The organism is Streptomyces sp. 8N114, assembly GCF_052245835.1.
In the GTDB taxonomy this organism is placed as follows: domain Bacteria; phylum Actinomycetota; class Actinomycetes; order Streptomycetales; family Streptomycetaceae; genus Streptomyces.
The window spans coordinates 185993-209158 of the sequence record NZ_JBQQBT010000005.1; the positions used below are offsets into that span (position 1 = coordinate 185993).

Consider the following 23166-nt stretch of genomic DNA (forward strand, 5'->3'; position numbering starts at 1 on the left):
TTCGGTTCTGTGGGGGCTCCGCCCCCGGACCCACGCTCGCCGGAGGGACTACTTTGTAGTCCCTCCTGAGGCGTGGGATGCCTCCGGCGAAAATGGGCAGGGGCGGGGCTGGGGAAAGGAACACAGGAGTGAGCGTGACACCAGACGGGCGGCGGGGCACCCGGTACGGGCGCCTGTTGCGGCACGGTTTCACCGACCCGGAGACCGCGGCGCGTCTGCTCGACAGCCCGCCGCTCGCCCCGGTCCGTGACGACGCCCTCTTCCTCGACGCGCTCGGCGCCACCGCCGACCCCGACCTGGCACTCTTCGGCCTCGTCCGCCTCATCGAATCCCTCGAAGTGCTCGACAAGGACGCGCAGCCCCTCCTCGACACCCTGCTGACGGCCAAGCCGCTGCGCGACCGGCTGCTCGGCGTCCTCGGCGCCTCCGACGCGCTGGCCGACCATCTCGCGAGCCACCCGCACGACTGGGAGGCGCTGGTCACCTACGAGTCGTCCGATCTGCACCCGGGGGTGGCGGAGTTCGAGGCGGCGCTGCAGGACGTCGACGGGCCCGACGCGCTGCGCGTCGCCTACCGCAGGGCGATGCTGTCCATCGCCGCGCGCGATGTGTGCGGCACCAGCGATGTCTCGCAGACCGCAGCCGAGCTTGCGGATCTGGCCACCGCCACTCTGCGCCGGGCGCTGACGATCGCCGAGACCGCGGCACCACAGGATGCCGCCGCCTGCCGGCTGGCCGTCGTCGCCATGGGCAAGGCGGGCGGCCACGAGCTCAACTACGTCTCCGACGTGGACGTCATCTTCGTCGCCGAACCGGCCACCGCAAGCCCGGGCGCCGAATCGGGCGAAGAGGCCGAGCAGGCGCTCAAGGCCGCCACCCGGCTGGCAGCGCACATGATGCGGATCTGCTCCGACACCACCGCCGAGGGCACCATCTGGCCCGTCGACGCCAACCTGCGCCCCGAGGGCCGCAATGGGCCGCTCGTCCGTACCCTCAGCAGCCACCTCGCCTACTACCAGCGCTGGGCCAAGACATGGGAGTTCCAGGCGCTGCTCAAGGCCCGCCCGGTGGCGGGCGACGTGGCACTGGGCCAGGAGTACGTGGAAGCCGTGGCGCCGATGGTCTGGCAGGCGGCCGAACGGGACAACTTCGTCACCGACGTCCAGCAGATGCGCCGCCGCGTGGTCGCCAGCATCCCCGCGGCCCACCTGGACCGCGAGCTGAAACTGGGCCCAGGCGGGCTGCGGGACGTCGAGTTCGCCGTCCAGCTTCTCCAGCTCGTACACGGCCGCAGCGACACCTCGCTGCGCAGCTCCACCACCCTGGAGGCGCTCGACGCGCTGGCCGCGGGCGGCTATGTGGGCCGCCAGGACGCGGCGGCGCTGGATGCCGCTTACCGCTTCCTGCGCACCATGGAGCACCGCATCCAGCTGCACCAGCTGCGGCGTACGCATCTGATGCCCGAGTCGGAGCCCGACCAGCGCCGCCTGGGCCGCTCGCTGGGCTACCGCAGCGAGCCCGTCACCGAGCTGCACAAGGCGTGGCGGCGGCATGCCACAGCCGTACGCCGCCTGCACGAGAAGCTGTTCTACCGGCCGCTGCTGGACGCCGTGGCCCAGCTGGAGGCCGGGCACGAACGCCTCTCGCCGCAGGCTGCCCGGCAGCGCCTCGAAGCCCTCGGCTACGCCGACCCGGCCTCCGCGCTGCGCCATCTGGAGGCGCTGGCCTCCGGCGTCACCCGCAAGGCCGCCATCCAGCGCACCCTGCTGCCGGTGCTGCTGGGCTGGTTCGCCGACTCCGCCGACCCGGATGCCGGACTGCTCGGCTTCCGCAAGGTCTCCGACGCGCTCGGCAAATCGCCCTGGTACCTACGCCTCCTCCGCGACGAAGGCGCCGCCGCGGAGAACCTCGCCCGCGTCCTGTCGGCCGGCCGGTTCGCCCCCGACCTCCTGCTGCGTGCCCCCGAGGCCGTCGCCCTGCTCGGCGACGAGAACGGGCTGCGCCCCCGGTCACGGCCCGCGCTCACCCAGGAGACACTGGCCGCAGTCGGCCGCGCCGAGGGCGCCGAAGCAGCCGTCGCCGCCGCGCGCGGGGTGCGCCGCCGGGAGCTGTTCCGTACCGCCGCCGCCGACCTGATCGGCGCGTACGGCACCGAGGACGTGGCCCAGCAGGAGCCGGGCGAGGCCCTGGACCGGGTCGGCAACGCGCTCACCGACCTCAACGCCGCCACGCTCGCCGGAGCCCTGCGCGCCGCCGTCCGCGAGCAGTGGGGCGACGAGCTGCCCACCCGGTTCGCCGTCATCGCCGTCGGCCGCTTCGGCGGCCACGAGATGGGCTACGGCTCCGACGCGGACGTGCTTTTCGTCCACGAACCCCGGGAGGGCGTCAGCGAGCACGACGCGGGCAAGGCCGCCTTCGCGGTCGCCACCGAGATGCGACGGCTCCTCCAGCTGCCGACCTCCGACCCGCCGCTGGTCATCGACGCCGACCTGCGCCCCGAGGGCAAGTCCGGCGCCCTCGCCCGCTCGCTCAGCTCCTACGCCGCCTACTACGACCGCTGGTCCGTCGTCTGGGAGAGCCAGGCGCTGCTGCGGGCCGAGTTCGTCGCGGGCGACGCCGGACTGGGGGAGCGGTTCATCGAGCTCATCGACCCGCTCCGCTACCCCGCCGGGGGCCTGGCCGACGACGCCGAGCGCGAGATCCGCCGACTCAAGGCCCGCATGGAGAGCGAACGGCTGCCGCGCGGTGCCGACCCCACGACCCACGCCAAGCTGGGCCGCGGCGGGCTCACCGATGTCGAGTGGACCGTGCAGTTGATGCAGCTGCGGCACGGTGCGGAGGTGTCCGCCTTGCGGACCACCCGGACGCGGGACGCGCTGACCGCCGCGCGCGACGCCGCTTTGATCGGTGCCGACGACGCCGATGTCCTCGACGAGGCATGGGTGCTCGCCTCGCGGGTCCGTAACGCCGTGATGCTCGTGCGGGGGCGGCCCGGGGACACCTTTCCCTCCGAGTCCCGGGAACTCGCCGCCGTCGGGCGCTATCTCGGCTATGAGCCGGGGCACGTCGGCGAAATGCTCGACGACTACCGCCGGGTCACCCGGCGGGCCCGCGCCGTCGTCGACCGCGTCTTCTACTCCGCGGAGTAGTTGGGGGCTTCGCCCCCCGAACCCCCGGTCCTCACCGGGCAGGCGACGTGATCCTCACGCGGGGGACGTGGCCAACCGGGGGAGGTGATAGGAGACGCGGCCGTACCAGGCGTAGGAGAGGGCGAAGCCCAAGGCGAGGCAGAGAAGCCCTCCCACGGCGTCGAGCCAGAAATGGTTGGCCGTGCTCACGATGACGGTCAACGTGGTGACGGGATACAACGCCCCGAGCACCTTCACCCACACAGGCCGAGCCAGCATCGCGATGGTGATCCCGCACCAGACGGACCACCCTATGTGCATGGAGGGCATGGCCGCGTACTGGTTGGACATCTGCGCGAGGTTCCCGGACGCCATGGAGCCCCACGTCTGGTGCACCTGCACGGTGTCGATGAAGTGCCCGCCGTCCATCAACCGCGGCGGCGCGAGCGGGAAGAGGTAGTAACCCAGCAGCGCACTGCCGGTGGTGGCGAACAGCACCAGCCGGGTCGCGGCGTACCGCCCCGGATGCGCGCGGTAGAGCCACACCAGCACTCCGATCGTCACGATGAAGTGCAGCGTGGCGTAGTAGTAGTTCATCGTGACGATCAGCCAGGTCACGCCGCCCACCGCATGGTTGATGGAGTGCTCGACGGCGATCCCCAGGGCATGCTCGGTACGCCAGATCCAGTCGGCGTTGCGCAACGCCTCCGCACGCTGCTCCGGGACCGCGTTGCGGATCAGGGAGTACGTCCAGTAGCTGACCGCGATCAGCACGATCTCGAACCACAGCCGGGGGTGCCGGGGCGAACGCCACCGTGCCAGGGTCCCGCGCTCCGCGGCCTGCGCTCCGCCGACTTCCGCTTCGTCCCTCTCGGCATGTGCAGCGGTCTGCTCAGCCGGGGCCTCGGTGGTCTCCTGCGGGCTGGCGTCTTCGGTCCTCGTGGTCGGTACCCCCATAGGGCGACAGTCTGCCAGACAGGGGCCGCCGCCCGATCATCCTGCGGTCGGGTCTTGGACACCTGACGTCGTACCGTCGGTGGACTCCGTACGACCACTTCTCCTACGGGATGCGGTGGAGCCGCGTACCACCAGTTCCGGCAGGAAGACGAACTCGCTGTGCGGTGCGGGAGTGCCGCCGATCTCCTCCAGCAGCGCCCGTACGGCGGCCTGCCCCATCGCGGTGACCGGCTGCCGGATGGTGGTCAGCGGCGGATCGGTGAAGGCGATGAGGGGGGAGTCGTCGAATCCGATGACGGAGACGTCGTCGGGCACCGACAGCCCGCGCTGCCGGGCCGCGCGGATCGCGCCGAGCGCCATCATGTCGCTGGCGCACACCACGGCGGTGCAGCCCCTCCCGAGCAGCGCACCGGCCGCGGCTTGGCCGCCTTCGAGGGTGTAGAGGGAGTGCTCGACCAGCTCGGCGGTATCCCGCCGGAAGTGCTCGCGCATGGTCCGGGTGAAGCCCTCGATCTTGCGCTGGACGGGCACGAAGCGCTCCGGGCCGAGGGCCAGCCCGATGCGTTCATGGCCGAGCGAGGCCAGATGGGTGACGGCCAGCCGCATGGCAGCACGGTCGTCCGGCGAGACGAACGGCGCCCGCACCCCCTCGGAGAAGCCGTTGACGAGGACGAAGGGAACACCCTGGCCGTGCAGGCGTTCGTACCGCCCGATGTCGGCCGTGGTGTCGGCGTGCAGCCCGGAGACGAAGATGATCCCGGCGACGCCCCGGTCCACCAGCATCTCCGTCAGCTCGTCCTCGGTGGAGCCGCCGGGGGTCTGGGTGGCGAGGACCGGGGTATAGCCCTGCCGGGTGAGGCCCTGTGCGATGACCTGCGCGAAGGCCGGGAATATCGGGTTCTCCAGCTCGGGGATGATCAGCCCCACCAGGCCCTCGCTGCGGCGGCGCAGCTTGACGGGGCGCTCGTAGCCGAGCACGTCCAGCGCGGCCAGCACTGATTCGCGGGTGGTCGCGGCCACTCCCGGCTTGCCGTTGAGCACCCGGCTGACGGTGGCTTCGCTGACCCCCGCTTGTGCTGCGATGTCAGCTAGCCGCGCGGTCACAGGACTGGACCTTACCGGCCCCGCTTCATGCTGCCCACCAGGTGCAGGAATTCGCCGGAATCCGCAGCTCTCCGGCGGGTGCCCCGGCCTCCATGGAATCCCGCGACTCCTCGGGCACGGAGGAGAGCAGCAGCTCGCCGGGAGGGGCCATGGACACCGCTTCGGGCCGGGTGTTGAGGAGGCAGACCAGACCGGGGCGGGAGAGCGCGAGCACGCCGTCGGGCGCCTGCAGCCACTCCATCGCGCTGTCGCCGAGCCCCGGCAGCAGCCGGCGCAGCCGCAGCGCCGTCCGGTACAGCTCCAGGGTGGAGAGCGGGTCGCCGGTCTGCGCCTGTACGGACAGCTTGTGCCAGTCCGGCGGTTGCGGCAGCCAGCTTCCGGCGGGCCCGAAACCGTAGGAGGGCCCGTCCGGCTCCCACGGCATCGGCACCCGGCAGCCGTCGCGCAGCCCCTCCTGGCCCTCGGCCGTGCCCGGTACGGCGCGGAAGAACGCGGGGTCCTGGCGTGCCTCGTCGGGCAGTTCGGTCACCTCCGGCAGCCCCAGCTCCTCGCCCTGGTAGAGGTAGACGGAGCCGGGCAGCGCCAGCATCAGCAGCGCGGCGGCGCGGGCCCGCGCCAGTGAGCCGAGCCGGGTGCGGTGGCGTACGACGTCGTGGTTGGAGAGCACCCAGGTGGTCGGGGCGCCGACGGAGGTGGTGGCCGCCATCGACTCCTCGATCACCTTCCGCAGCTCGTCGACGTCCCAGTCGGCCTGCAGGAAGTGGAAGTTGAACGCCTGGTGCAGCTCGTCGGGGCGTACGTAGAGCGCCAGCCGCTCCGCGGTGGGTGCCCATGCCTCGGCGACGCCGATCCGGTCGGGGCCGTAGGACTCCAGCAGCCGGCGCCAGGAGCGGTGGATCTCGTGGACGCCGTCCTGGTCGAAGAACGGCAGCTGCTGCGCGCCGATCATGCGGGCCTGCTTCCCCGAGCCGATGTCGGGCAGCCCGTCGGCCTTGACCATGCCGTGCGCCACATCGATACGGAAGCCGTCCACGCCCATGTCCAGCCAGAACCGCAGCACGGAGTCGAACTCCTCGTGGACCTGCGGATGCTGCCAGTTCAGATCCGGCTGCTGGGGGGCGAACAGATGCAGATACCACCGTCCCGGCGAGCCGGGCACCTGGCTCCAGGCGGGGCCGCCGAAGACGGACTCCCAGTCGTTGGGCGGCAGCCGGCCGTGCTCGCCGCGGCCGTCGCGGAAGTGGTAGCGGGCCTGTGCCTCGGGGTCGCCGGCCAGCGCGCGCAGGAACCAGGGGTGCTGGTCGGAGGTGTGGTTGGGCACGAGGTCGAGGATGATCCGCAGCCCGAGCGCATGCGCCTCGGTCACCAGCGCCCGGGCGTCGGACAGCTCGCCGAAGCGCGGGTCGACGGTGCGGTAGTCGGCCACGTCGTAGCCGCCGTCGGCCTGCGGTGAGGCGTAGAACGGCGTCAGCCATACGGCGTCCACGCCGAGTTCGGCGAGGTAGGGCAACCGCTGCCGGACACCGGGCAGATCACCCACGCCGTCGCCGTCGCTGTCGGCGAAGGAGCGGACGTAGATCTGGTAGATGACGGCGTCCCGCCACCAGCCCAGCGAGGACTGCGGGGCGCGGGCGCCGGGTGCGGGGTCGGAATGGACGCTCTGCTGCGAGACGGCGTGCTCGGTGGTGGCGTGCGGGGTGGTGGCGTGCTGGGTCACAAGTCTTCCCCATCGGGCGGGACCCGGAACGGGTCGCGAAGTGCGGCAAGCCAGTGTCAAGGGTGACAACGCGGACACGTCCCCGGAGTTACGTGCGACGCCAGGTCGCTCGCATCCTTGCAGAAATTTGCGGCAAGGTCTTTCCATCGCATGTCGACGCTGTTACGTTCCTCCGCAGCCGGGCGCCGCCACAGGCCAGCAGTTGTCGATGCGTGCGCCCTTTCACCTTGCGGAGGGATCGGACATGCGGCGTGGCATAGGCGCCACCGCGCTGGTAGCGGGGCTGGCACTTGCGGCAACGGCTTGCGGCAGCGGTTCGGACGGCGCCGACAACGGGGCCAACGGCAAGATCGAAGGCACCGTCACCTACTGGGACACCTCGAACGACGGCGAGAAGGGCACCTACAAGAAGATCGCCGAGGACTTCGAGAAGAAACACCCGAAGGTGAACGTCAAGTACGTGCACGTCAACTTCGGTGACGCCAACCAGAAGTTCAAGAACGCGGCGGGCGGCAACTCCGGAGCCCCCGACGTGATGCGTACCGAGGTCGCCTGGGTCGCCGACTTCGCCAACCTCGGCTACCTCGCCCCGCTGGACGGCACCCCGGCGCTCGACAACGAGTCCGACTACCTCAAGACGGCGGCCGGCTCCACCAGGTTCAAGGGCAAGACCTACGCGGTTCCGCAGGTCACCGACACCCTCGGCCTCTTCTACAACAAGCGGCTGCTGAAGAAGGCCGGAGTGGAGGTGCCCACCTCCTTCGCCGACCTGAAGAAGAACGCCAAGAAGATCAAGGACAAGACCGGCGCCACCGCGCTCTATCTGCGCGGCGACGACCCCTACTGGTTCCTGCCCTACCTCTACGGCGAGGGCGGCGATCTGATCGACGCCAAGCGCAAGAAGGTCACCGTCGATCAGAAGCCCGGAGTGCGGGCACTTGCGACGATGAAGGATCTCGTCGACTCCAAGGCGGCCGTCACCGACTCCAGCGACGGCCAGGAGAACGGGATCAAGGCGTTCCAGGACGGCAAGGTCGCCATGATCGTCGACGGTCCCTGGGACATTGCTCTCGCCCGCGAGGGCAAGGAGTTCAAGGGCGCGAAGGCCGACAACCTGGGCGTTGCGCCCGTGCCGGCAGGCAGCAAGGCGCAGGGGTCGCCGCAGGGTGGCTGGAATCTGTCCGTGTACGCCGGTTCCAAGCACATGCGGGCCGCGCAGGAGTTCGCCAAGTACATGAGCAGCGCTGAGGTGCAGGCCCGGACGACGAAGGAGCTGTCGCTGCTGCCCACGCGGAAATCCGTGTATGAGCGGGACGCCGTGCGGCGCAACGAGATGGTGAAGTTTTTCCGGCCCGCCGTGGAGAAGGCCGTGCAGCGGCCATGGATTGCCGAGGGCAACTCGCTCTTCGAGCCAATTCGGGTGGGGGTCGACGGAGTCCTCGCCGGGGGCAAGTCGCCCAAGGAAGCGGCCGGTAAGACCGGCGCGGAGTTCCGCAAACTCCTGAAGGACTACAAGTAGCGGCCCACCCGAGTCGGAAAGAAAGAAGAAAGAGGAGAGGCTTCACCATGACGCGGGTCAGAACCTGGGCGGCGAGACATTGGTACGCATGGGCCATGGTGACCCCGGTGGCCCTGGTCATCGGGCTGATCATCGGCTACCCCCTGGCCCGCGGTATCTACCTCTCCCTCACCGACGCCGACGAGGCCAACGTCGAGCGCACCATAGGCGTCAACCACATCCCGGCCACCTACGAATTCATCGGCCTGGACAACTACAAGGCCATCCTCTCCGACAGCGTCTTCTGGGACCGCCTGGGCTGGACGGCGGTGTGGACCATCGGATGCGTCGGCGTCACCTTCAGTCTCGGGCTGACCCTCGCGGTCATGCTCAACCGCAAGGTGAAGGGCCGCTCCTTCTACCGGGTCGCGATGATCGTGCCCTGGGGAATCCCGGCCTTCGTCTCCGTCTTCGCCTGGAAGATGCTCTTCAACGAGAAGAACGGCCTGCTCAACAAGGTGCTGGACGGCGGCGGCATCGACGGCGTCGCGTGGCTGGGGGACCCGACATGGGCGAAGGTCTCCGTGATCGCGGTCAACGTATGGCTCGGCGTCCCGTTCATGATCGTCGCAATGCTGGGCGCGCTGCAGGCGATACCCGGTGAGTTGTACGAGGCGGCCGAGATGGACGGCGCCGGGCCCTGGCAGCGGTTCCGCAACATCACACTGCCGGGAGTGCGCTCGGTCAGCAGCACGGTGATCCTGCTGAGCACCATCTGGACGTTCAACATGTTCCCGGTGATCTTCCTGCTCACCAAGGGCGGGCCGGAGGACTCGACGGAGATCCTGGTGACGTACGCGTTCCGGCTGTCGTTCGTCAACAGCCCCCGCGACTTCGCCACGTCGGCCGCCTGGGGCGTGCTCATCCTGCTGCTGCTTTCCCTGTTCACGGTCGTCTACCGGCGGGCGCTGCGCCGCCAGGGAGAGGCGTGGTGACAACCATGAGAACAACGAAGAGAAGCCCACTCGCCTCCGTCGGACTGCACGCGGGTCTGCTGCTGGGCACCGCATGCGCGCTGTTGCCACCCCTCTGGCTCCTGGTGACCTCGTTCAAGCCGAAGAGCGAGTCGTTCACGACGGCGCTCGTCCAGAACTTCACCTTCGCCAACTATCAGCACGTCGTCGCCGACACCCATTTCCTCACCTGGTTCGGGAACTCGCTGATCGTCGTCATCGGCACCACCGTCGTCGGCGTTCTCATCGCCGCCACGACGGGATACGCGCTCAGCCGGTTCCGGTTTCCCGGTATGCGGCCGCTGATGTGGGTGCTGCTGATCACGCAGATGTTCCCGATGGCCGTGCTGATCGTCCCGCTGTACAACACGATGGCCAAGCTGGGGCTGCTCAACCAGCCGCTCGGGCTGATCATCACGTATCTGACGATCGCCGTGCCGTTCTGCGCCTGGATGATGAAGGGGTTCTTCGACACGATCCCCGTCGACATCGACGAGTCGGGCCGGGTGGACGGGCTCAGCCCGTTCGGCACGTTCTGGCGGCTGATCCTGCCGCTGGCCAAGCCGGGCATCGCCGTCACCGGCTTCTACACCTTTGTGACCGCCTGGGCGGAGGTCGCCTACGCGACGGCCTTCATGACCGGCGAGGAGAACCTGACCCTGGCGGGCGGCCTCCAGACCTTCGTCAACCGCTACGGCTCCGACTGGGGCTCCATGACGGCGGCAGCCGTCGTCATCGCCGTACCGGCCGCGGTGGTCTTCGGCTTCGCCCAGCGGCACTTGGTCGGAGGGCTGACTGCTGGAGCCACCAAGTCCTAGGGCCGTATCCGCCCCTTCGGGGCGCGTCCCCCTCCCCCTCCGAACTTTTTCAACTCTTCAGGGATGACATGACTCAGCACAGCAGTGCAACCGAAGGCACCGTGGAAGAGGCCGCCCCGGCGGCGCTGCCCGGCGCGGCCGGCTGGTGGCGGGACGCGGTGATCTACCAGGTGTATCCGCGCTCCTTCGCGGACGGCAACGGCGACGGGATGGGCGACCTGCCCGGCATACGGCAGCGGCTGCCGCACCTCGCCGAGCTCGGGGTCGACGCCGTGTGGCTCAGCCCCTTCTACGCCTCGCCGCAGGCCGACGCCGGATACGACGTCGCCGACTACCGCGCCATCGACCCGATGTTCGGAACGCTGCACGACGCGGACGCCCTGATCCGAGACGCGCACGCGCTCGGGCTGCGCGTCATCATCGACATCGTCCCCAACCACTCCTCCGACCAGCACGAGTGGTTCAAACGCGCCCTGGCGGGGGACACGGCGGCCCGGGACCGCTACCACTTCGCGCCCGGCAAGGGCGCCGCGGGCGAACTGCCGCCGAACGACTGGGAGTCCGTCTTCGGCGGTCCCGCCTGGAGCCCGGTGCCCGGCTCGCCGGGACTGTGGTATCTGCACCTGTTCGCGCCCGAGCAGCCCGACTTCAACTGGGACCACCCCGCGGTCCGCGACGAGTTCCGCTCCGTACTGCGGTTCTGGCTGGACATGGGCGTGGACGGCTTCCGGATCGACGTGGCACACGGCCTGGTCAAGGCGGCCGGACTGCCCGACATGGGCAGCACCGAGCAGCTGAAGCTGCTGGGGACGGCCGAGCTGCCGTTCTTCGATCAGGACGGTGTCCACGAGATCTACCGCTCCTGGCGGCAGGTCCTCGACGAGTACCCGGGGCAGCGCGTCGGCGTCGCCGAGGCATGGACGCCCAGCGCCGAGCGCACCGCGCTGTACGTACGCGAGGACGAGCTGCACCAGGCGTTCAACTTCCACTACCTCAACACCGGCTGGGACGCCGCGGCGCTGCGCGAGGTCATCGACGCCTCCCTCACCTCGCTGGGTGCCGTCGGCGCGCCTGCCACCTGGGTGCTCTCCAACCACGATGTCGTACGCCACCGCACCCGGCTCGGCGGCGGCCACGCCCGCGGGCGCGCAGCCTCGCTGCTGATGCTGGCGCTGCCCGGCTCCGCGTACGTCTACCAGGGCGAGGAGCTGGGGCTGCCGGAGGTGACGGAACTGCCCGACGAGGCACGCCAGGACCCCTCGTTCTTCCGCTCCAGCGGGCAGGACGGGCTCCGCGACGGCTGCCGGGTGCCGCTGCCCTGGGCCGAGGAGGAGACGGCGGACGGCGGCAGCTCCTACGGGTTCGGCAGCGGCGGCAGCTGGCTGCCGCAGCCGCCCGGCTGGGGTGCGCTTTCCGTCACCGCCCAGACCGGTGACGCTTCTTCCACCCTGGAGCTCTACCGCACCGCGCTGCGCCTGCGCAGGGAACGCCCCGAACTGGGCGACGGCGAGCCGCTGGAGTGGCTGCCCGCACCCGAGGGCGTGCTCGCCTTCCGGCGCGGCGCGTTCGTGTGCGCGGCCAACACCCTTGCGGAGCCGGTACGGCTGGACTTCGAGCCCGGCGAACTGCTGCTGGCCAGCCGCCCGTTGCCCGCGGAGCAGCAGCAGCCGACGGGCGAGGCCGAGCTGCCCGGCGACACGACCGCCTGGTGGGTCGCCGGATGACGGGTGCCCTCACCGCGCGCCTCGCCGACATCGCCGCGCAGGCCGACGTCAGCGAGGCCACGGCGAGCCGCGTCTTGAACGGCAAGCCGGGCGTGGCAGCGGCCACCCGGCAGCGGGTGCTGGCCGCGGTGGACGTGCTCGGCTACGAGCGCCCCGCGCGCGCCCGGCAGCGCAGCGCGGGGCTGGTCGGGCTGGTCATTCCGGAGCTGACCAACCCGATCTTCCCGGCGTTCGCGCAGGTCATCGAACAGTCCCTGTCCGGCTACGGCTTCACGCCCGTACTGGGGACGCGGATGCTGGGCGGCGCGACCGAGGACGAGTTGGTCGGCCAGCTCGTCGAGCGCGACGTGTCCGGCATCATCTTCCTCTCCGGCCTGCACGCCGACCTGACCGCCGATCCCACCCGCTACGCCAGGCTGGCCGAACGCGGGGTGCCGTTCGTCCTGATCAACGGCTACAACGAAAGCATCAGCGCGCCGTTCGTCTCCCCTGACGACCAGGCCGCCGCCGCGATGGCCGTCGACCACCTGCGCCAGCTGGGACACCGGCGCATCGGGCTGGCCGTCGGCCCGGAACGGTTCGTGCCCACCCGGCGCAAGGTCGCGGGGTTCATCCGGGCCGTGGGAGAGGAGCGACCGTACATCCAGCACACCCTCTTCACCGTCGAGGGCGGTCACGCGGCTGCCGGAGCCCTCATCGAGGAGGGCTGCACCGGCATCGTCTGCGGCAGCGACCTGATGGCACTCGGCGCCGTGCGGGCCGCCCGGCAGCGGGGCCTGGCGGTGCCGCACGAGGTGTCGGTGGTGGGCTACGACGACTCCGAGCTCAACGCCTTCACCGACCCGCCCCTGACCACCGTCCGCCAGCCGGTACGCGCGATGGCCAACGCCGCCGTGCACGCCCTGCTGGAGCCGATGGGCGGCAGCCCGATGGCGGACACGGAGTTCGTCTTCCAGCCGGAGCTGGTGGTACGGGGCTCCACGGCGCACGCGCCCGATCGGTGAGTCAGGGCACTCAGGGCACCAGCCCCGCCTCGTAGGCGAGGATCGCGGCCTGTACACGGTTCTTCATCTCCAGGCGGGCGAGGATCTGGCTGACGTACGTCTTCACCGTGCCCTCCACCACGTGCAGCCGCGCTGCGATGTCGGCGTTGGACAGGCCCGCGCCGACCAGGCCCAGGACTTCGCGCTCGCGGGGGGTCAGCGCTGCGGTGCGGGCCTGCGCGGTTGCCCGGCGGCTCAGTTGCCCGGTGGCCATGTGGGTGATGACGTGCCGGGCGACGGCGGGGGAGAGGTAGGCACCGCCCTCGTGGACGGCGCGCACACCCGACAGCAGCTCCCGCGGGTCACCGGACTTCAGGACGAAGCCGGCGGCTCCGGAGCCGAGCGCGGTGGCGATGTACTCGTCCTCGCTGAAGGTGGTCAGCATCATCACCGCGCTGTCCGGGCACGTGCGCCGCAGCTCGGCGGCGGCGCGCAGCCCGTCGAGCTTCGGCATGCGGATGTCGAGCAGGCACACATGCGGGCGGTGCCGCTGCGTCAGCGTGACGGCCTCCCGCCCGTCGGCCGCCTCCGCGACGACCTCGATGTCGGACGCCGACGCGAGGATCGCCCGTATCCCGGCCCTGATCATCGCCTCGTCGTCCGCCAGCAGTACCCGGATCATCGTGCTCCCGCCCCCTGCTTCCGCCCCGTATACGGCAGCACGCTAACCCAGCGGCGCCGGGCGTGCCCGGTGGCAGGTGAAGCCTTGACCAAAGTGCAGTGCTGCTGGGGACCAATGGGCACTGTCCGGGCACCGGCCGCTCCCTACCGTCCCAGGTGAACGAGAACGCCGGCACGGGGAAGGAACCATGCTCATACTGCGCGGACTGACAAAGAGATACGGCGCCAAGACCGCCGTCGACGACCTGTCCCTGGAGGTGGCGCCCGGCAAGGTCACCGGCTTCCTCGGCCCGAACGGCGCCGGCAAGTCCACCACCATGCGCATGATCGTTGGACTGGACCGGCCCACCTCCGGGACGGCGCTGGTCCGCGGCACGCCGTACGCCGAACTCGCCCGTCCGCTACGGGTGGTGGGCGCACTGCTCGACGCGCGCGCCGCGCACCCCAGGCGCACCGCCCACCAGCATCTGCTGGCCATGGCCCGCAGCAACGGCATCCCCGCGCGCCGGGTGCCCGAAGTGCTCGGCGCCGTCGGTCTGGCCGATGTGGCGGGCAAGCGCGCGGGCTCCTTCTCGCTGGGGATGACCCAGCGGCTGGGCATCGCCGCCGCGCTGCTCGGCGACCCGGAGGTGCTGCTGCTGGACGAGCCCGTCAACGGCCTCGACCCCGACGGTGTGCTGTGGGTGCGCACCTTTCTGCGCTCCCTGGCCGCCGAAGGCCGGACCGTCTTCCTCTCCAGCCATCTGATGAGCGAGATGGAGCTGACCGCCGACCGGCTCGTCGTCATCGGCCGGGGCCGGCTGCTCGCGGACGGACCGACCGCGGATGTCGTCGGGGCCGGCACCGGCCCCACCGTGTGTGTACGCGGCCCGCAGCACGGCGGGCTGGCGGCCCTGGCCGACCGGCTCGCGCGGGAGGGAGCCGAGGTGACCCGGCCCGCGCCGGGCGAGCTGTCCGTGCGCGGCGTACCGCTGGAACGCGTCGGCGATCTCGCCCATGAGGCACATGTGCATCTGTACGAACTACGTGCCGCCGAGGCGTCGTTGGAGGCGGCCTATCTGCGGCTGACGTCCCAGAGCGTGGAGTACGCCCAGGAACGGCGTACCGGCGTGGAAGCGGGGGTGTGACGATGGCTGCCGCTGTCGCGGACCCGATGACCTCGACCTGGCGGCGGAGCACCGCACTGCGGTGGGCCGTGGCCGCCGAGTGGACCAAGCTGAGGTCTCTGCGCTCGACCTGGTACCTGCTGCTGGGGGCGCTGGCGCTGACCGGGCTGATCGCCTCGGCCACGGGCGTCCTCACCCACGATCCCGGCGCCTCGCCCGCCGACCCGGCCGTCGTCGCCGAACTCAACGGCACCTGCCTCGTGCTGGCGGCGATGGCCATGCTGTCGGTGACGGGCGAGTACGCCACCGGCAGTGCGACGACGGCCTTCCTGTGCGTGCCCGACCGCGCCCGCCTGCTGGCCGCCAAGTCCCTGACAGTGGGCGCCGTCACCTTCGCCGCGGGGCTGGGCTGCGCCCTGGTGGGCGTGGTCTGCGGTGCCCTGAGCCTGGACCGGAGCACCTTCCGTCTCTCGCACGTCACGGCGCAGGTGCTGGCCGTCGGGGTGCACGCCGCGCTGGTGAGCCTGCTGACGCTGGGGCTGGCCGCCGTCGTCCGCAGATCCGCCGGGACGGTCACGGCGCTCTTCGGGCTGCTGTTCCTGGTCCCCGTGGGGCTGGACGTACTGCCGGGCGGTGAGGTCGCCACCGATCTGCTGCCCGCCGGCGCCTCGGAGGCCCTGCTGCTGGGCGGCAACGGCACCTACGGCCGGTACGGCGCCCTGCTCGCCCTCGCACTGTGGGCCGTCGTCTCGCTGGCGGCGGCGCTCACCACGGTGCGGCGCCGGGACGTGTGACGGCCCGGCACCGGTGGCCGACGTCGGCCACCGGTGCCGGCGGATCAGTGCGGCGGTCGCGCCGGGGTGCCGTCCGCGCGGGTCGCCGACAGCCGGGCAGAGGCGTCCCGTTCGGCGCGTACGGCCAGGGTGTTGCCCCTCGCCTCCGCCGGGCTGTCCGCCAGGCCGCTGCCGCGTGCCCGCAGACGCGTGACGCTCGCGTCCCCGGCGGCCACTAGGTACCAGCGGCCGTCTGTGGACTTCCACAGCAGCCCCGTGAGGACCTCCCGGGCACGCGGGCCGCACGCCCGAGTGTCCTCCGTACGGGAGGTGACGGCTCCCGGGCGCCCAGGAGCGGCGGCCGAGGGCTGGAACTGCGTCATCACCCGGGCACCGGCACCGCGCCAGGTACCGGCCCGGGTGCACACCCATGCCGCCTCGCCGTCCCCGTCCGGCAGCCGCTGCCGGGCGAACTGCCAGGAGTTGACGGCCTTGACGCCCCGGTCGAGCACCGCCGGGAGGTGGCACACCGTACGCGCCAGCCGCGTGCGGGCTGCGGCGCTCGTGGCCGGTGCCCGGTCCTTGCCGTCCGTCAGCCGTGCGGGGGTCAACTCGCCCAGGTCCGTGTACAGCTGCTCATCCCGCACCGTGCCGGGGCTGCCCCACAGCGCCAGGCCCGGCCAGCTCTCGCAGTGGCGCGGCAGCGTGACCGGGAGCCGCACCGGCTCGGTGACCCCGTCCTCGCCGCGGGAGAGTGTCCGGCCCGTCGCGTCTGCCGGGTCGAGAAGATCCACCTCGGCGGAGCGGGTGATCCACGGAGCCGTGAGATACCGCACCTCGTCCTCGCTCCGGGCGACCACCAGCGCCCCGGACGCCGCAGCGGCAGCGCCCGCCGTACGGGCCAGCTCCAGCGAGACCCCGTCCTTGGCGGCGGCCGAACCGTCGTCCGGGTCCAGCGGCTCGGAGTACCGCGCCACCCGCAGCCCGTCGTACAGCAGCACCACGGCGGAGCCCTCCAGCCGCCCCGCGTACAGCAGTTGGGGCGGTCCCGGCGGCGGGCCCTTCGGAGTGCCGGGCGTCGCACCGACCCATACGTCGGCGCGCGGCCGCGCCCAGGTGACCAGCGCCCGGCGCAGCAACGATTCATCGCGGGTGAGAGCGCCGCGTGCGGGCCACGCGGCGAAGTCCACACGGGAGGCCCGCCGCCAGGCGCCGGCCCGCGCGCGGACCAGCGCGTCCGGATCGAGGGCGCGCTCCCCGTCGGTGCCCCGCACCAGCGGCGGCCGTGCCGCGGCGTCCGGCCCCCAGGTGTCCCCGGGCACCCCCAGCATCCCGGCACACACCACCGCCGCGAACACCGCGGCTCCCGCGGCCCGCCAGTACCGGCGCCGACGCACCATGTCGAGGGGGTGCGGGGGCTGCGCCTCGCACAGCGGACACGGGGTGCCCGGCGGGTCGGGGGCGTCCGGCGCGGGCCGGGTGGTGACCTCTGTGCGGGCCTCCGCCATGGCGGCGTCCGGGTCCTTCACCCGGGCGGCGCGCAGCAGTTGCCGGATGTCCGGTTCGGCCATCCGTTCCAGGTGCCGCAACGCGTACGCGGCGCGGGCCGGGGCCCCGCCCCGCGGACCGGCCAGCGCCGCGCGCAGTACGCGGAGCCGCAGCCACACATACGCGGGGTCCTCGTCCTGCGCGTCCTCCGGCCGGGGCCGGGGTCGGGGGAGCGCCGCCGTCGACGTACACCGTCGGGGGAGCGCCCTGCGGGTCACTGCGTGTGCCCGGCGGGGGCTGTCGCCCAATACGCAGTACGCGAGACGGACGAGTCTTTCGTAGTGCTCCACGAGGGCGAGTTCGGCTTGCTCGACGTCCAGCGTGCCTTCACTCACACCCCTGAGAACGAGCCCCCTCCCCGTGGGTCACCGCGGGTGGTGCCCTCACACGGGGACCTCGAGGGTGATCATGGTTGGCCCCCCGGTGGGGCTGTTCAGGGCGAGGACGCCATCGAACTGGGCGAGCCGCCGTTGGACGCCGCTCAATCCGGAGCCGGCGTCCAACGAGGCCCCGCCCTTGCCGTCATCGGTGACCGTCACCCGAATCACGGAGCCCCCCGAAGCGGGGGCGACATACAGCACGTCGAGCCACACCTTCCCCGCCTCCGCATGCTTGGCGGCATTGGTGAGCAGCTCACTCACCGCGAAGTACACCGCCGTTTCGACGGGCTCCTCGAAACGGCCCGGCAGTTCGATGTCCTCCTCGACAGGGACCGGCATCCGCAACGCCAGCGCGCGCAGCGCATCAGGCAGCCCGCGCTCGGCGAGCACCGGCGGATGGATGCCCCGCACCAGATCCCGCAGCTCGGTCAGCGCCTCCGCGGAGTTCTCCCGTGCCTGGGCGATCATCTGTTTGGCGCGGGCCGGATCCCGCTCGACCAGAGCCTCGATGGTGCCCAGGCTCATCCCCATGGCGACGAGCCGCGCCTGCGCACCGTCATGCAGGTCGCGCTCGATACGGCGCAGCTCCGCAGCGGAAGCGTCCACCGCGTCGTGCCGTGTCTCGTACAGCTGCTCCACCCGCTGCGCCAGCAGCATTTCGCGGGTGGGCTCCAGCATCGCCTTGGTGATCTGGTGGTTGATCGGCAGCATCGGCGGCAGCAGTGCCGTGACGAAACCGGCTGTCATGTCGGCGGGCAGCCACGCCATGTCCCGCCAGGTCGCCGGGTCCTTGAGCAGCAGTATGCAGAGCTCGAAGTGGCCGACGATGCCGCTGTGCCGTTCGCGCGGCCAGGGGCGGTACGGCTCGGGCACCTCCAGGCCGCCCCACTCGCGGACCAGCCGCCGCCGCTGGCCGGCGTACCAGCGCAGGGCCAGCTGGGTGGGCGGCGTGGTGATGACGCCCACCCCGATGGGCAGCAGCGCGATCGAGACGAGGCAGAGCGTGAACAGCAGGATGGAGAGGGGGAGCGTGACGACCGCGAGCGCGGGTCCCCGCACCAGCGCCAGCATCAACTCGTGCGTCTGTACCGCGGCCCGCGGTCTGTCCTCCGTCACTTCCCGTGCCCTCCGCCCGTTCCCCGCCCCGCCGTTCCTTGCCGGCCTACCGGGTGCCCGGTTCCGTCTGCCAGTCCGCGAACTCCACGAGTGCGCGGTCGCCGCTGCCGCCGTTGGTGGCCGACATGAACAGACCGGCGTCCTGTTTGCCTGACGCGCCGGGCACCTCGACGGTTGAGACGGTACGCCACGTCTTTCCGGCGTCGCTGGACAGCTCTCCCTTGTATGAGGCGCCCGACCGGGAGAGCCGCAGCAGGACCGGGGCCTTGATGCCGGGGACCGCCCGGAAGGTGTCCAGGGTGCCGTCGCCGTTGCTGTCGTACGACAGGACGACGCCGTTGCCCGGGGTCACCGCCAGGTTCACGAAGCCGGCCGAAGCCGGCTCGGCCAGCCGGTTGCGGACGACGATGCCCGCACGGGCCCATGGGCCGCTCTCCTGCTGGGAGACGACCTTCAGCGTCACCGTACCGCCGTCGTCCAGCGCCTGCGGACGGTAGACGGTGCCGAACTCGGCGGTGGCCTTCCACAGGTCGGCGCCTCCGCCGTCGATCGCCCAGCGCCCCTCCAGGTGTCCGAAGGCGGCGTCGTTGGTCGTGGCGGTCCGTACGTCGTCGGGGAGCGCGCCCGCGCGGTAGATCCGCCCGGCCTCGACGGTGGTGACCCGCTCCTGGCCCTCGGGGCCGTTCTCGACCTCGACGGTGTAGTCCAGCGGCTCCAGCGGCTCGGTCAATTGCTGGTCGGCCGTGGTGAACCGCCAGCGCACGGTGGCCGTGCCGCCGGGGCTGATGGCGCGGTGCGAGGTCGGGTCCTGTGTCTCGGCGCCGTGCAGGCCGTGCAGCGAAAGATCAACGGCACCTGTGGGGCCCAGCCCGTTCTCGTTGCGGAAGACCGCCTCCACGGTGCCGGCCTTGCCCGGCGGGACGGCGCGCGGCTCGGGGGAGACCTTCAGCGAGCCCTGGTAGGGCGCCTTGACGAGGACGTCACGTACCCGGGTGGCGGTGGTGTACGGGTCGGCGAGCGGCCTGGTGGGGTAGTCGTTCGTCTTCTTCGTCCAGGGCTCCTCCTCCGCGTACCAGTCGAACTTCTTGGGGGCGCGGCCCTGTTCGAGCGCGTCCTGCAAGTCGTCGAGGAACGCCTTCCACTGCGGAAGGTGGAAGTCCCGGATGAGGCCCTGCCAGTCGCGGTTGGCGTAGTTGGCCAGATGGCCGCCGTCGGCCGTGGGGCGGTCGGCCCAGGTGGTGACCAGCACCCGTGCCGTGCGCTCCAGCTCGGCGCGCTCCTTGGCGGAGGCGGCGGAGCCGCGGGCCGCCGCCAGCCAGGGGCCCAGCAGGAAGGCGCGGTGGCCGCCGGACATCTCGTCGGCCAGCTCCATCAGCTTCAGCCACAGCGCGGCCAGCTTCTTGAAGTTCGCCGCGTCCTTCTTCTTGTAGGCGGCCTGGAGCTGCGGGATGAGCGACCAGGAGCGGTTGGCGAGGACCTGGCGGCCGGTGTCGGTCAGGTCGTAGCGGTAGGCGTCGGTCTTGCGCAGCCGCGCGCCGACGCCCAGCAGCGCCTCGAAAGCGGCGTCGAAAGCGGGCAGGTCGAAGGCTGGGGTGTGGGTGGCGTAGTAGGCGCCGGAGCGGGCCGCCAGGCTGGGGCGCGCCGCGAAGACGCTGTCGTGCGGACGGCCGTCCTTGCTGTTGATGCGGTACGCGGTCTCGCGCAGCGCCGTCATCGCCTTCTTCGCCTGGGCGTCCGTGCCGCCGTAGCGGATCTTCGCCCAGTTGTTGAACCAGGTGCCCCGGTCGACCGGCTGCTGCCGCCACGCCAGTTCGCCGAACAGCTCCAGCGCCGCCGCGTCGCGGTGGGTGGCCTCCGGCATGTAGCAGGTGCCGACCAGCTTGCTGCCCCGCTTGTCGCGCCAGGCGGTGAAGCGCTCCGTCCACATGTGGGTCTTGGCGCCCATGGTGGTGCGGCCGCCGAAGTTGGGGATGGTGCCGAACGCGTACGGCACTCCGCCCCAGTCCTTCTCCCGGTCGGTGACCCGGTCCAGGTCGGAGAGGCCGTCGACGATGAGCATCTTGTCCTTGGCCGCGAGCCCGTCGAGCAGGTCACGGCGCGGGTTCTCCTGCCAGCCGAGAATCACCCAGGTGGCGCCGGGCCGTGCGGTGTGCAGCGCCTTCTCCACTGCCCGCGCCGCCTCCGGCACCGGCACGTCACCGGGGTTGCCGCCCTCGTGCAGCAGATCCATCTTGAAGTGGTCGGCCTCGCCGAACAGTTCCCGCTGGTGCTTGTAGAAGGACGCCGCCACCTTGCGGAAGACCGCCGTACGCGGGTCCAGCCACGGCGGCCTCTCCAGCCCGCTCCATTTGCCCTGCGGAACGGTACGGCCGCCCTTGTTGCGCTTGGCGAAGTCGGCGGGGACGGTGCCGAAGTAGCCCGGCAGTACGGGCTTCATGCCCAGCTCCCGCATCCGCTCCACGATGCGCTTGCCCAGCGCGGTGCGCCTCTTCAGCAGCTCCGTGCTGAGGGGGCCGCCGTACTCGGCCATGTTCTGCAGCAGCCACCACGGCTGGTGGGTGGGCGCCGGGATCCAGGCGCGGGCCTCCTGGTCGCTGTAGCCGAAGTCCTGGAGCATCCGGTGGTAGACGGCTTCCTGGCCCGCGGTGACCAGCACCTCGTTGAAGCCGTGCAGCGCCAGGACGTCCAGGAAGTGCTCCCAGTGTCCCCAGTCCGCGTACGGGGCCGTGTAGCCGTCGTGGGTGTCGTTGAGCGCGAACCGGTGGGGCACGGTGGCCCGCTGCGCGTGCTGCTTCCGGGGCGCGGGCAGCGTCGCGGGGAGGTCGAGCTGGCTGCCGGCCCAGGAGATGTGGGCTTCACAGCTGTACTTGAGGTACCAGTGCACGCCGGTCAGCAGCGCCACCGGGCCGGTGCCCGCCACCTGGATGCGGCCCGCGCGCCCGGTGACCTTGAACCGTTCGGGGCCGCCGATCTGCTGGAGCGTGATCTGGTCGGCGTGCCGGGGGAGCAGCCGCTTCAGCGCCGCGAGTGCGGCGTTTGTGGTTGGCGCCTTTTCCTGTGCGGTGGCGGTGGTCTGTGCGTCCTGGGGTGCGCGCGTTCTGTCCGCTGCCATGGCAGGGAAGTACCCGTTCCCCAGCGCGAGACCCGCGCCGAGCGCCCCCGTGGTGCCCAGTACGGCGCGTCTGTCGAGAGGCGAGCGTGCCGCAGGGACCGAGCGCTGCGCGGACTCACCGGAGTCGGCGGATGCGTCGCGCCGGCCGGGGTCCCCGGGCTGGTCGGACTTGTCGTATCTTTCGCGGTCGTTGATCGGTTCGTGCATAGGGGGCGCCTCCAGGTGACGGCATCCTGTCGGATGTCCTGCCGTATGTGATCAAAGACACGTACGGGGAGGCACGGTAACGAAGCGGTCAGCCTCGGTCGAGGTAGGCGAGCACGGCGAGTACCCGCCTGTTGTCGTCGTCCGAGGGCGGCAGCCCCAGCTTTCCGAAGATGTTGGAGGTGTGCTTGGCGACCGCCCGCTCGGTGACGAACAGCTGCGCCGCGATGGCCGCGTTCGACCTGCCCTGCGCCATCAGCTCCATGACCTCCTTCTCCCGGGCGGTCAGATTGCCCATCGGCTCGTCCTGCGCGCGCCGCGTCAACAGCTGCTGGATGACCTGCGGATCCATTGCCGTACCGCCCTCGGAGACCCGGCGTACGGCGTCCACGAACTGGTCCGCGTCGAACACCCGGTCCTTGAGCAGATAGCCCACCCCGCCGTTCCCGTCCGCCAGCAGCTCGCGCGCGTACAGCTGCTCGACGTGCTGCGAGAGCACCAGTACCGGCAGCCCCGGCCGCTTGCGGCGGGCCTCCAGCGCGCATTGCAGCCCCTCGTCGGTGAACGAGGGCGGCAGCCGTACGTCCACCACGGCGACGTCCGGCTCCAGCTCCAGCAGCGCCCGGCTCAGCTCCGGCCCGTTGTCGACCGCCGCGGCGATCTCGAAGTCGAACGCCTCCAGCATCCGTACGAGTCCGTCCCGGAGCAGGAAAAGGTCCTCGGCGATCACGACACGCACGGAAAACTCCAAATTCGCAGCGGGTTGCGCCGTATGGCGGCAGGACGGCCTGAATCTACCGGCGAATCCGCCGATCCGCTGCCTCGCGCAGGGCGGCCCGGCCGGGCCTACCGGTGCTGGATGAGGTCCCACCGGTTGCCGTACAGATCACGGAAGACGGCAACCGTCCCGTACGGCTCCTCGCGGGGCACCTCCTCGAAGTGGACGCCCACCGCGGTCAGTCGGGCGTGCTCCGCCGCGAAATCGGACGTGCTCAGGAAGAACCCCACCCGGCCGCCCGTCTGGTCCCCGACCCGGCTGCGCTGCGCCGGGTTCACGGCTCGGGCCAGCAGCAGCCCGGTGCCGCCCGGCGCGGGCGGATCCACCACGACCCACCGCTTGTGCTCGTCGACGCGGGTGTCCTCGCGGACCGTGAAGCCGAGGAGGCCGACGTAGAACGCCAGCGCTTCGTCGTAGTCCTCCACCAGCAGCGTGACCAGGTCGATCCGGTTCATCCCAAGCGTTCCTCTCCGAACGTCGGTCCAGGGGGAGGGGGCTCCCGGGCCTGGTGGGCGTGCGAAAGCCC

17 protein-coding genes are annotated in these 23166 nt (G+C 71.3%); 8 read left to right on the forward strand and 9 right to left on the reverse strand.

What is annotated here, in order from left to right; translation table 11 throughout:
* Positions 1–134: 134 nt before the first annotated feature.
* Positions 135–3149, forward strand: a complete 3015-nt coding sequence (locus ACTWQF_RS13705) for a bifunctional [glutamine synthetase] adenylyltransferase/[glutamine synthetase]-adenylyl-L-tyrosine phosphorylase (protein ID WP_443279841.1) — start codon at positions 135–137, stop codon at positions 3147–3149.
* Between the two features lie 54 nt (positions 3150–3203).
* Here the strand turns inward: ACTWQF_RS13705 and ACTWQF_RS13710 are convergent, their stop codons facing one another.
* From ACTWQF_RS13710 to ACTWQF_RS13720, 3 genes are read right to left on the reverse strand one after another with little or no spacing between them, the layout of a single operon-like run.
* Complete coding sequence (locus ACTWQF_RS13710; RefSeq protein ID WP_443279624.1) at positions 3204–4085, reverse strand: phosphatase PAP2 family protein; 882 nt, start codon at positions 4083–4085, stop codon at positions 3204–3206.
* A gap of 36 nt (positions 4086–4121) precedes the next feature.
* The gene (locus ACTWQF_RS13715) at positions 4122–5189 is read right to left on the reverse strand and encodes a LacI family DNA-binding transcriptional regulator (protein ID WP_443279625.1); all 1068 of its coding nucleotides are present in this window, start codon (positions 5187–5189) and stop codon (positions 4122–4124) included.
* Between the two features lie 25 nt (positions 5190–5214).
* Positions 5215–6906, reverse strand: a complete 1692-nt coding sequence (locus tag ACTWQF_RS13720) for a glycoside hydrolase family 13 protein (protein WP_443279626.1) — start codon at positions 6904–6906, stop codon at positions 5215–5217.
* A gap of 244 nt (positions 6907–7150) precedes the next feature.
* Between ACTWQF_RS13720 and ACTWQF_RS13725 the strand changes: the two genes are divergently transcribed.
* From ACTWQF_RS13725 to ACTWQF_RS13745, 5 genes are all read left to right on the forward strand, one after another.
* Positions 7151–8425 carry an extracellular solute-binding protein gene (locus tag ACTWQF_RS13725; protein WP_443279627.1) on the forward strand — a complete coding sequence of 425 codons (1275 nt, stop codon included), beginning with the start codon at positions 7151–7153 and terminating at the stop codon, positions 8423–8425.
* A 47-nt stretch (positions 8426–8472) separates the two neighbouring features.
* Positions 8473–9399 carry a carbohydrate ABC transporter permease gene (locus ACTWQF_RS13730; RefSeq protein ID WP_443279628.1) on the forward strand — a complete coding sequence of 309 codons (927 nt, stop codon included), beginning with the start codon at positions 8473–8475 and terminating at the stop codon, positions 9397–9399.
* Positions 9400–9404: 5 nt separating this feature from the next.
* Positions 9405–10235 carry a sugar ABC transporter permease gene (locus ACTWQF_RS13735; protein WP_443279629.1) on the forward strand — a complete coding sequence of 277 codons (831 nt, stop codon included), beginning with the start codon at positions 9405–9407 and terminating at the stop codon, positions 10233–10235.
* Positions 10236–10303: 68 nt separating this feature from the next.
* Positions 10304–11959, forward strand: a complete 1656-nt coding sequence (locus ACTWQF_RS13740; RefSeq protein WP_443279630.1) for a glycoside hydrolase family 13 protein — start codon at positions 10304–10306, stop codon at positions 11957–11959.
* A complete protein-coding gene (locus tag ACTWQF_RS13745; RefSeq protein ID WP_443279631.1) occupies positions 11956–12963 on the forward strand; it encodes a LacI family DNA-binding transcriptional regulator in 1008 nt (335 codons plus the stop codon). The genes ACTWQF_RS13740 and ACTWQF_RS13745 overlap by 4 nt, the downstream gene beginning before the upstream one ends.
* A gap of 10 nt (positions 12964–12973) precedes the next feature.
* Here the strand turns inward: ACTWQF_RS13745 and ACTWQF_RS13750 are convergent, their stop codons facing one another.
* Positions 12974–13624, reverse strand: coding sequence for a response regulator transcription factor (locus ACTWQF_RS13750; protein WP_443279632.1), 651 nt, complete (start codon positions 13622–13624; stop codon positions 12974–12976).
* Between the two features lie 187 nt (positions 13625–13811).
* On the opposite strand from ACTWQF_RS13750, the gene ACTWQF_RS13755 reads away from it, so the two are divergent.
* Together ACTWQF_RS13755 and ACTWQF_RS13760 are read left to right on the forward strand one after the other, a co-directional pair.
* Positions 13812–14750, forward strand: a complete 939-nt coding sequence (locus ACTWQF_RS13755; protein WP_443279633.1) for an ABC transporter ATP-binding protein — start codon at positions 13812–13814, stop codon at positions 14748–14750.
* Positions 14751–14752: 2 nt separating this feature from the next.
* On the forward strand, positions 14753–15523 hold the full coding sequence (locus ACTWQF_RS13760) for an ABC transporter permease (protein ID WP_443279634.1): 771 nt from the start codon (positions 14753–14755) through the stop codon (positions 15521–15523).
* Between the two features lie 44 nt (positions 15524–15567).
* Here the strand turns inward: ACTWQF_RS13760 and ACTWQF_RS13765 are convergent, their stop codons facing one another.
* The 5 genes from ACTWQF_RS13765 to ACTWQF_RS13785 all read right to left on the reverse strand — a co-directional run bounded on the left by ACTWQF_RS13765 (position 15568) and on the right by ACTWQF_RS13785 (position 23095).
* Positions 15568–17385 carry a hypothetical protein gene (locus ACTWQF_RS13765; protein WP_443279635.1) on the reverse strand — a complete coding sequence of 606 codons (1818 nt, stop codon included), beginning with the start codon at positions 17383–17385 and terminating at the stop codon, positions 15568–15570.
* 48 nt (positions 17386–17433) lie between these two features.
* Positions 17434–18546, reverse strand: coding sequence for a histidine kinase (locus ACTWQF_RS13770; protein ID WP_443279636.1), 1113 nt, complete (start codon positions 18544–18546; stop codon positions 17434–17436).
* Between the two features lie 46 nt (positions 18547–18592).
* On the reverse strand, positions 18593–21865 hold the full coding sequence (locus ACTWQF_RS13775; protein WP_443279637.1) for an alpha-N-acetylglucosaminidase: 3273 nt from the start codon (positions 21863–21865) through the stop codon (positions 18593–18595).
* Between the two features lie 88 nt (positions 21866–21953).
* On the reverse strand, positions 21954–22601 hold the full coding sequence (locus tag ACTWQF_RS13780; protein ID WP_443247207.1) for a LuxR C-terminal-related transcriptional regulator: 648 nt from the start codon (positions 22599–22601) through the stop codon (positions 21954–21956).
* 107 nt (positions 22602–22708) lie between these two features.
* Positions 22709–23095, reverse strand: a complete 387-nt coding sequence (locus ACTWQF_RS13785) for a VOC family protein (RefSeq protein ID WP_443279638.1) — start codon at positions 23093–23095, stop codon at positions 22709–22711.
* Positions 23096–23166: the final 71 nt, after the last annotated feature.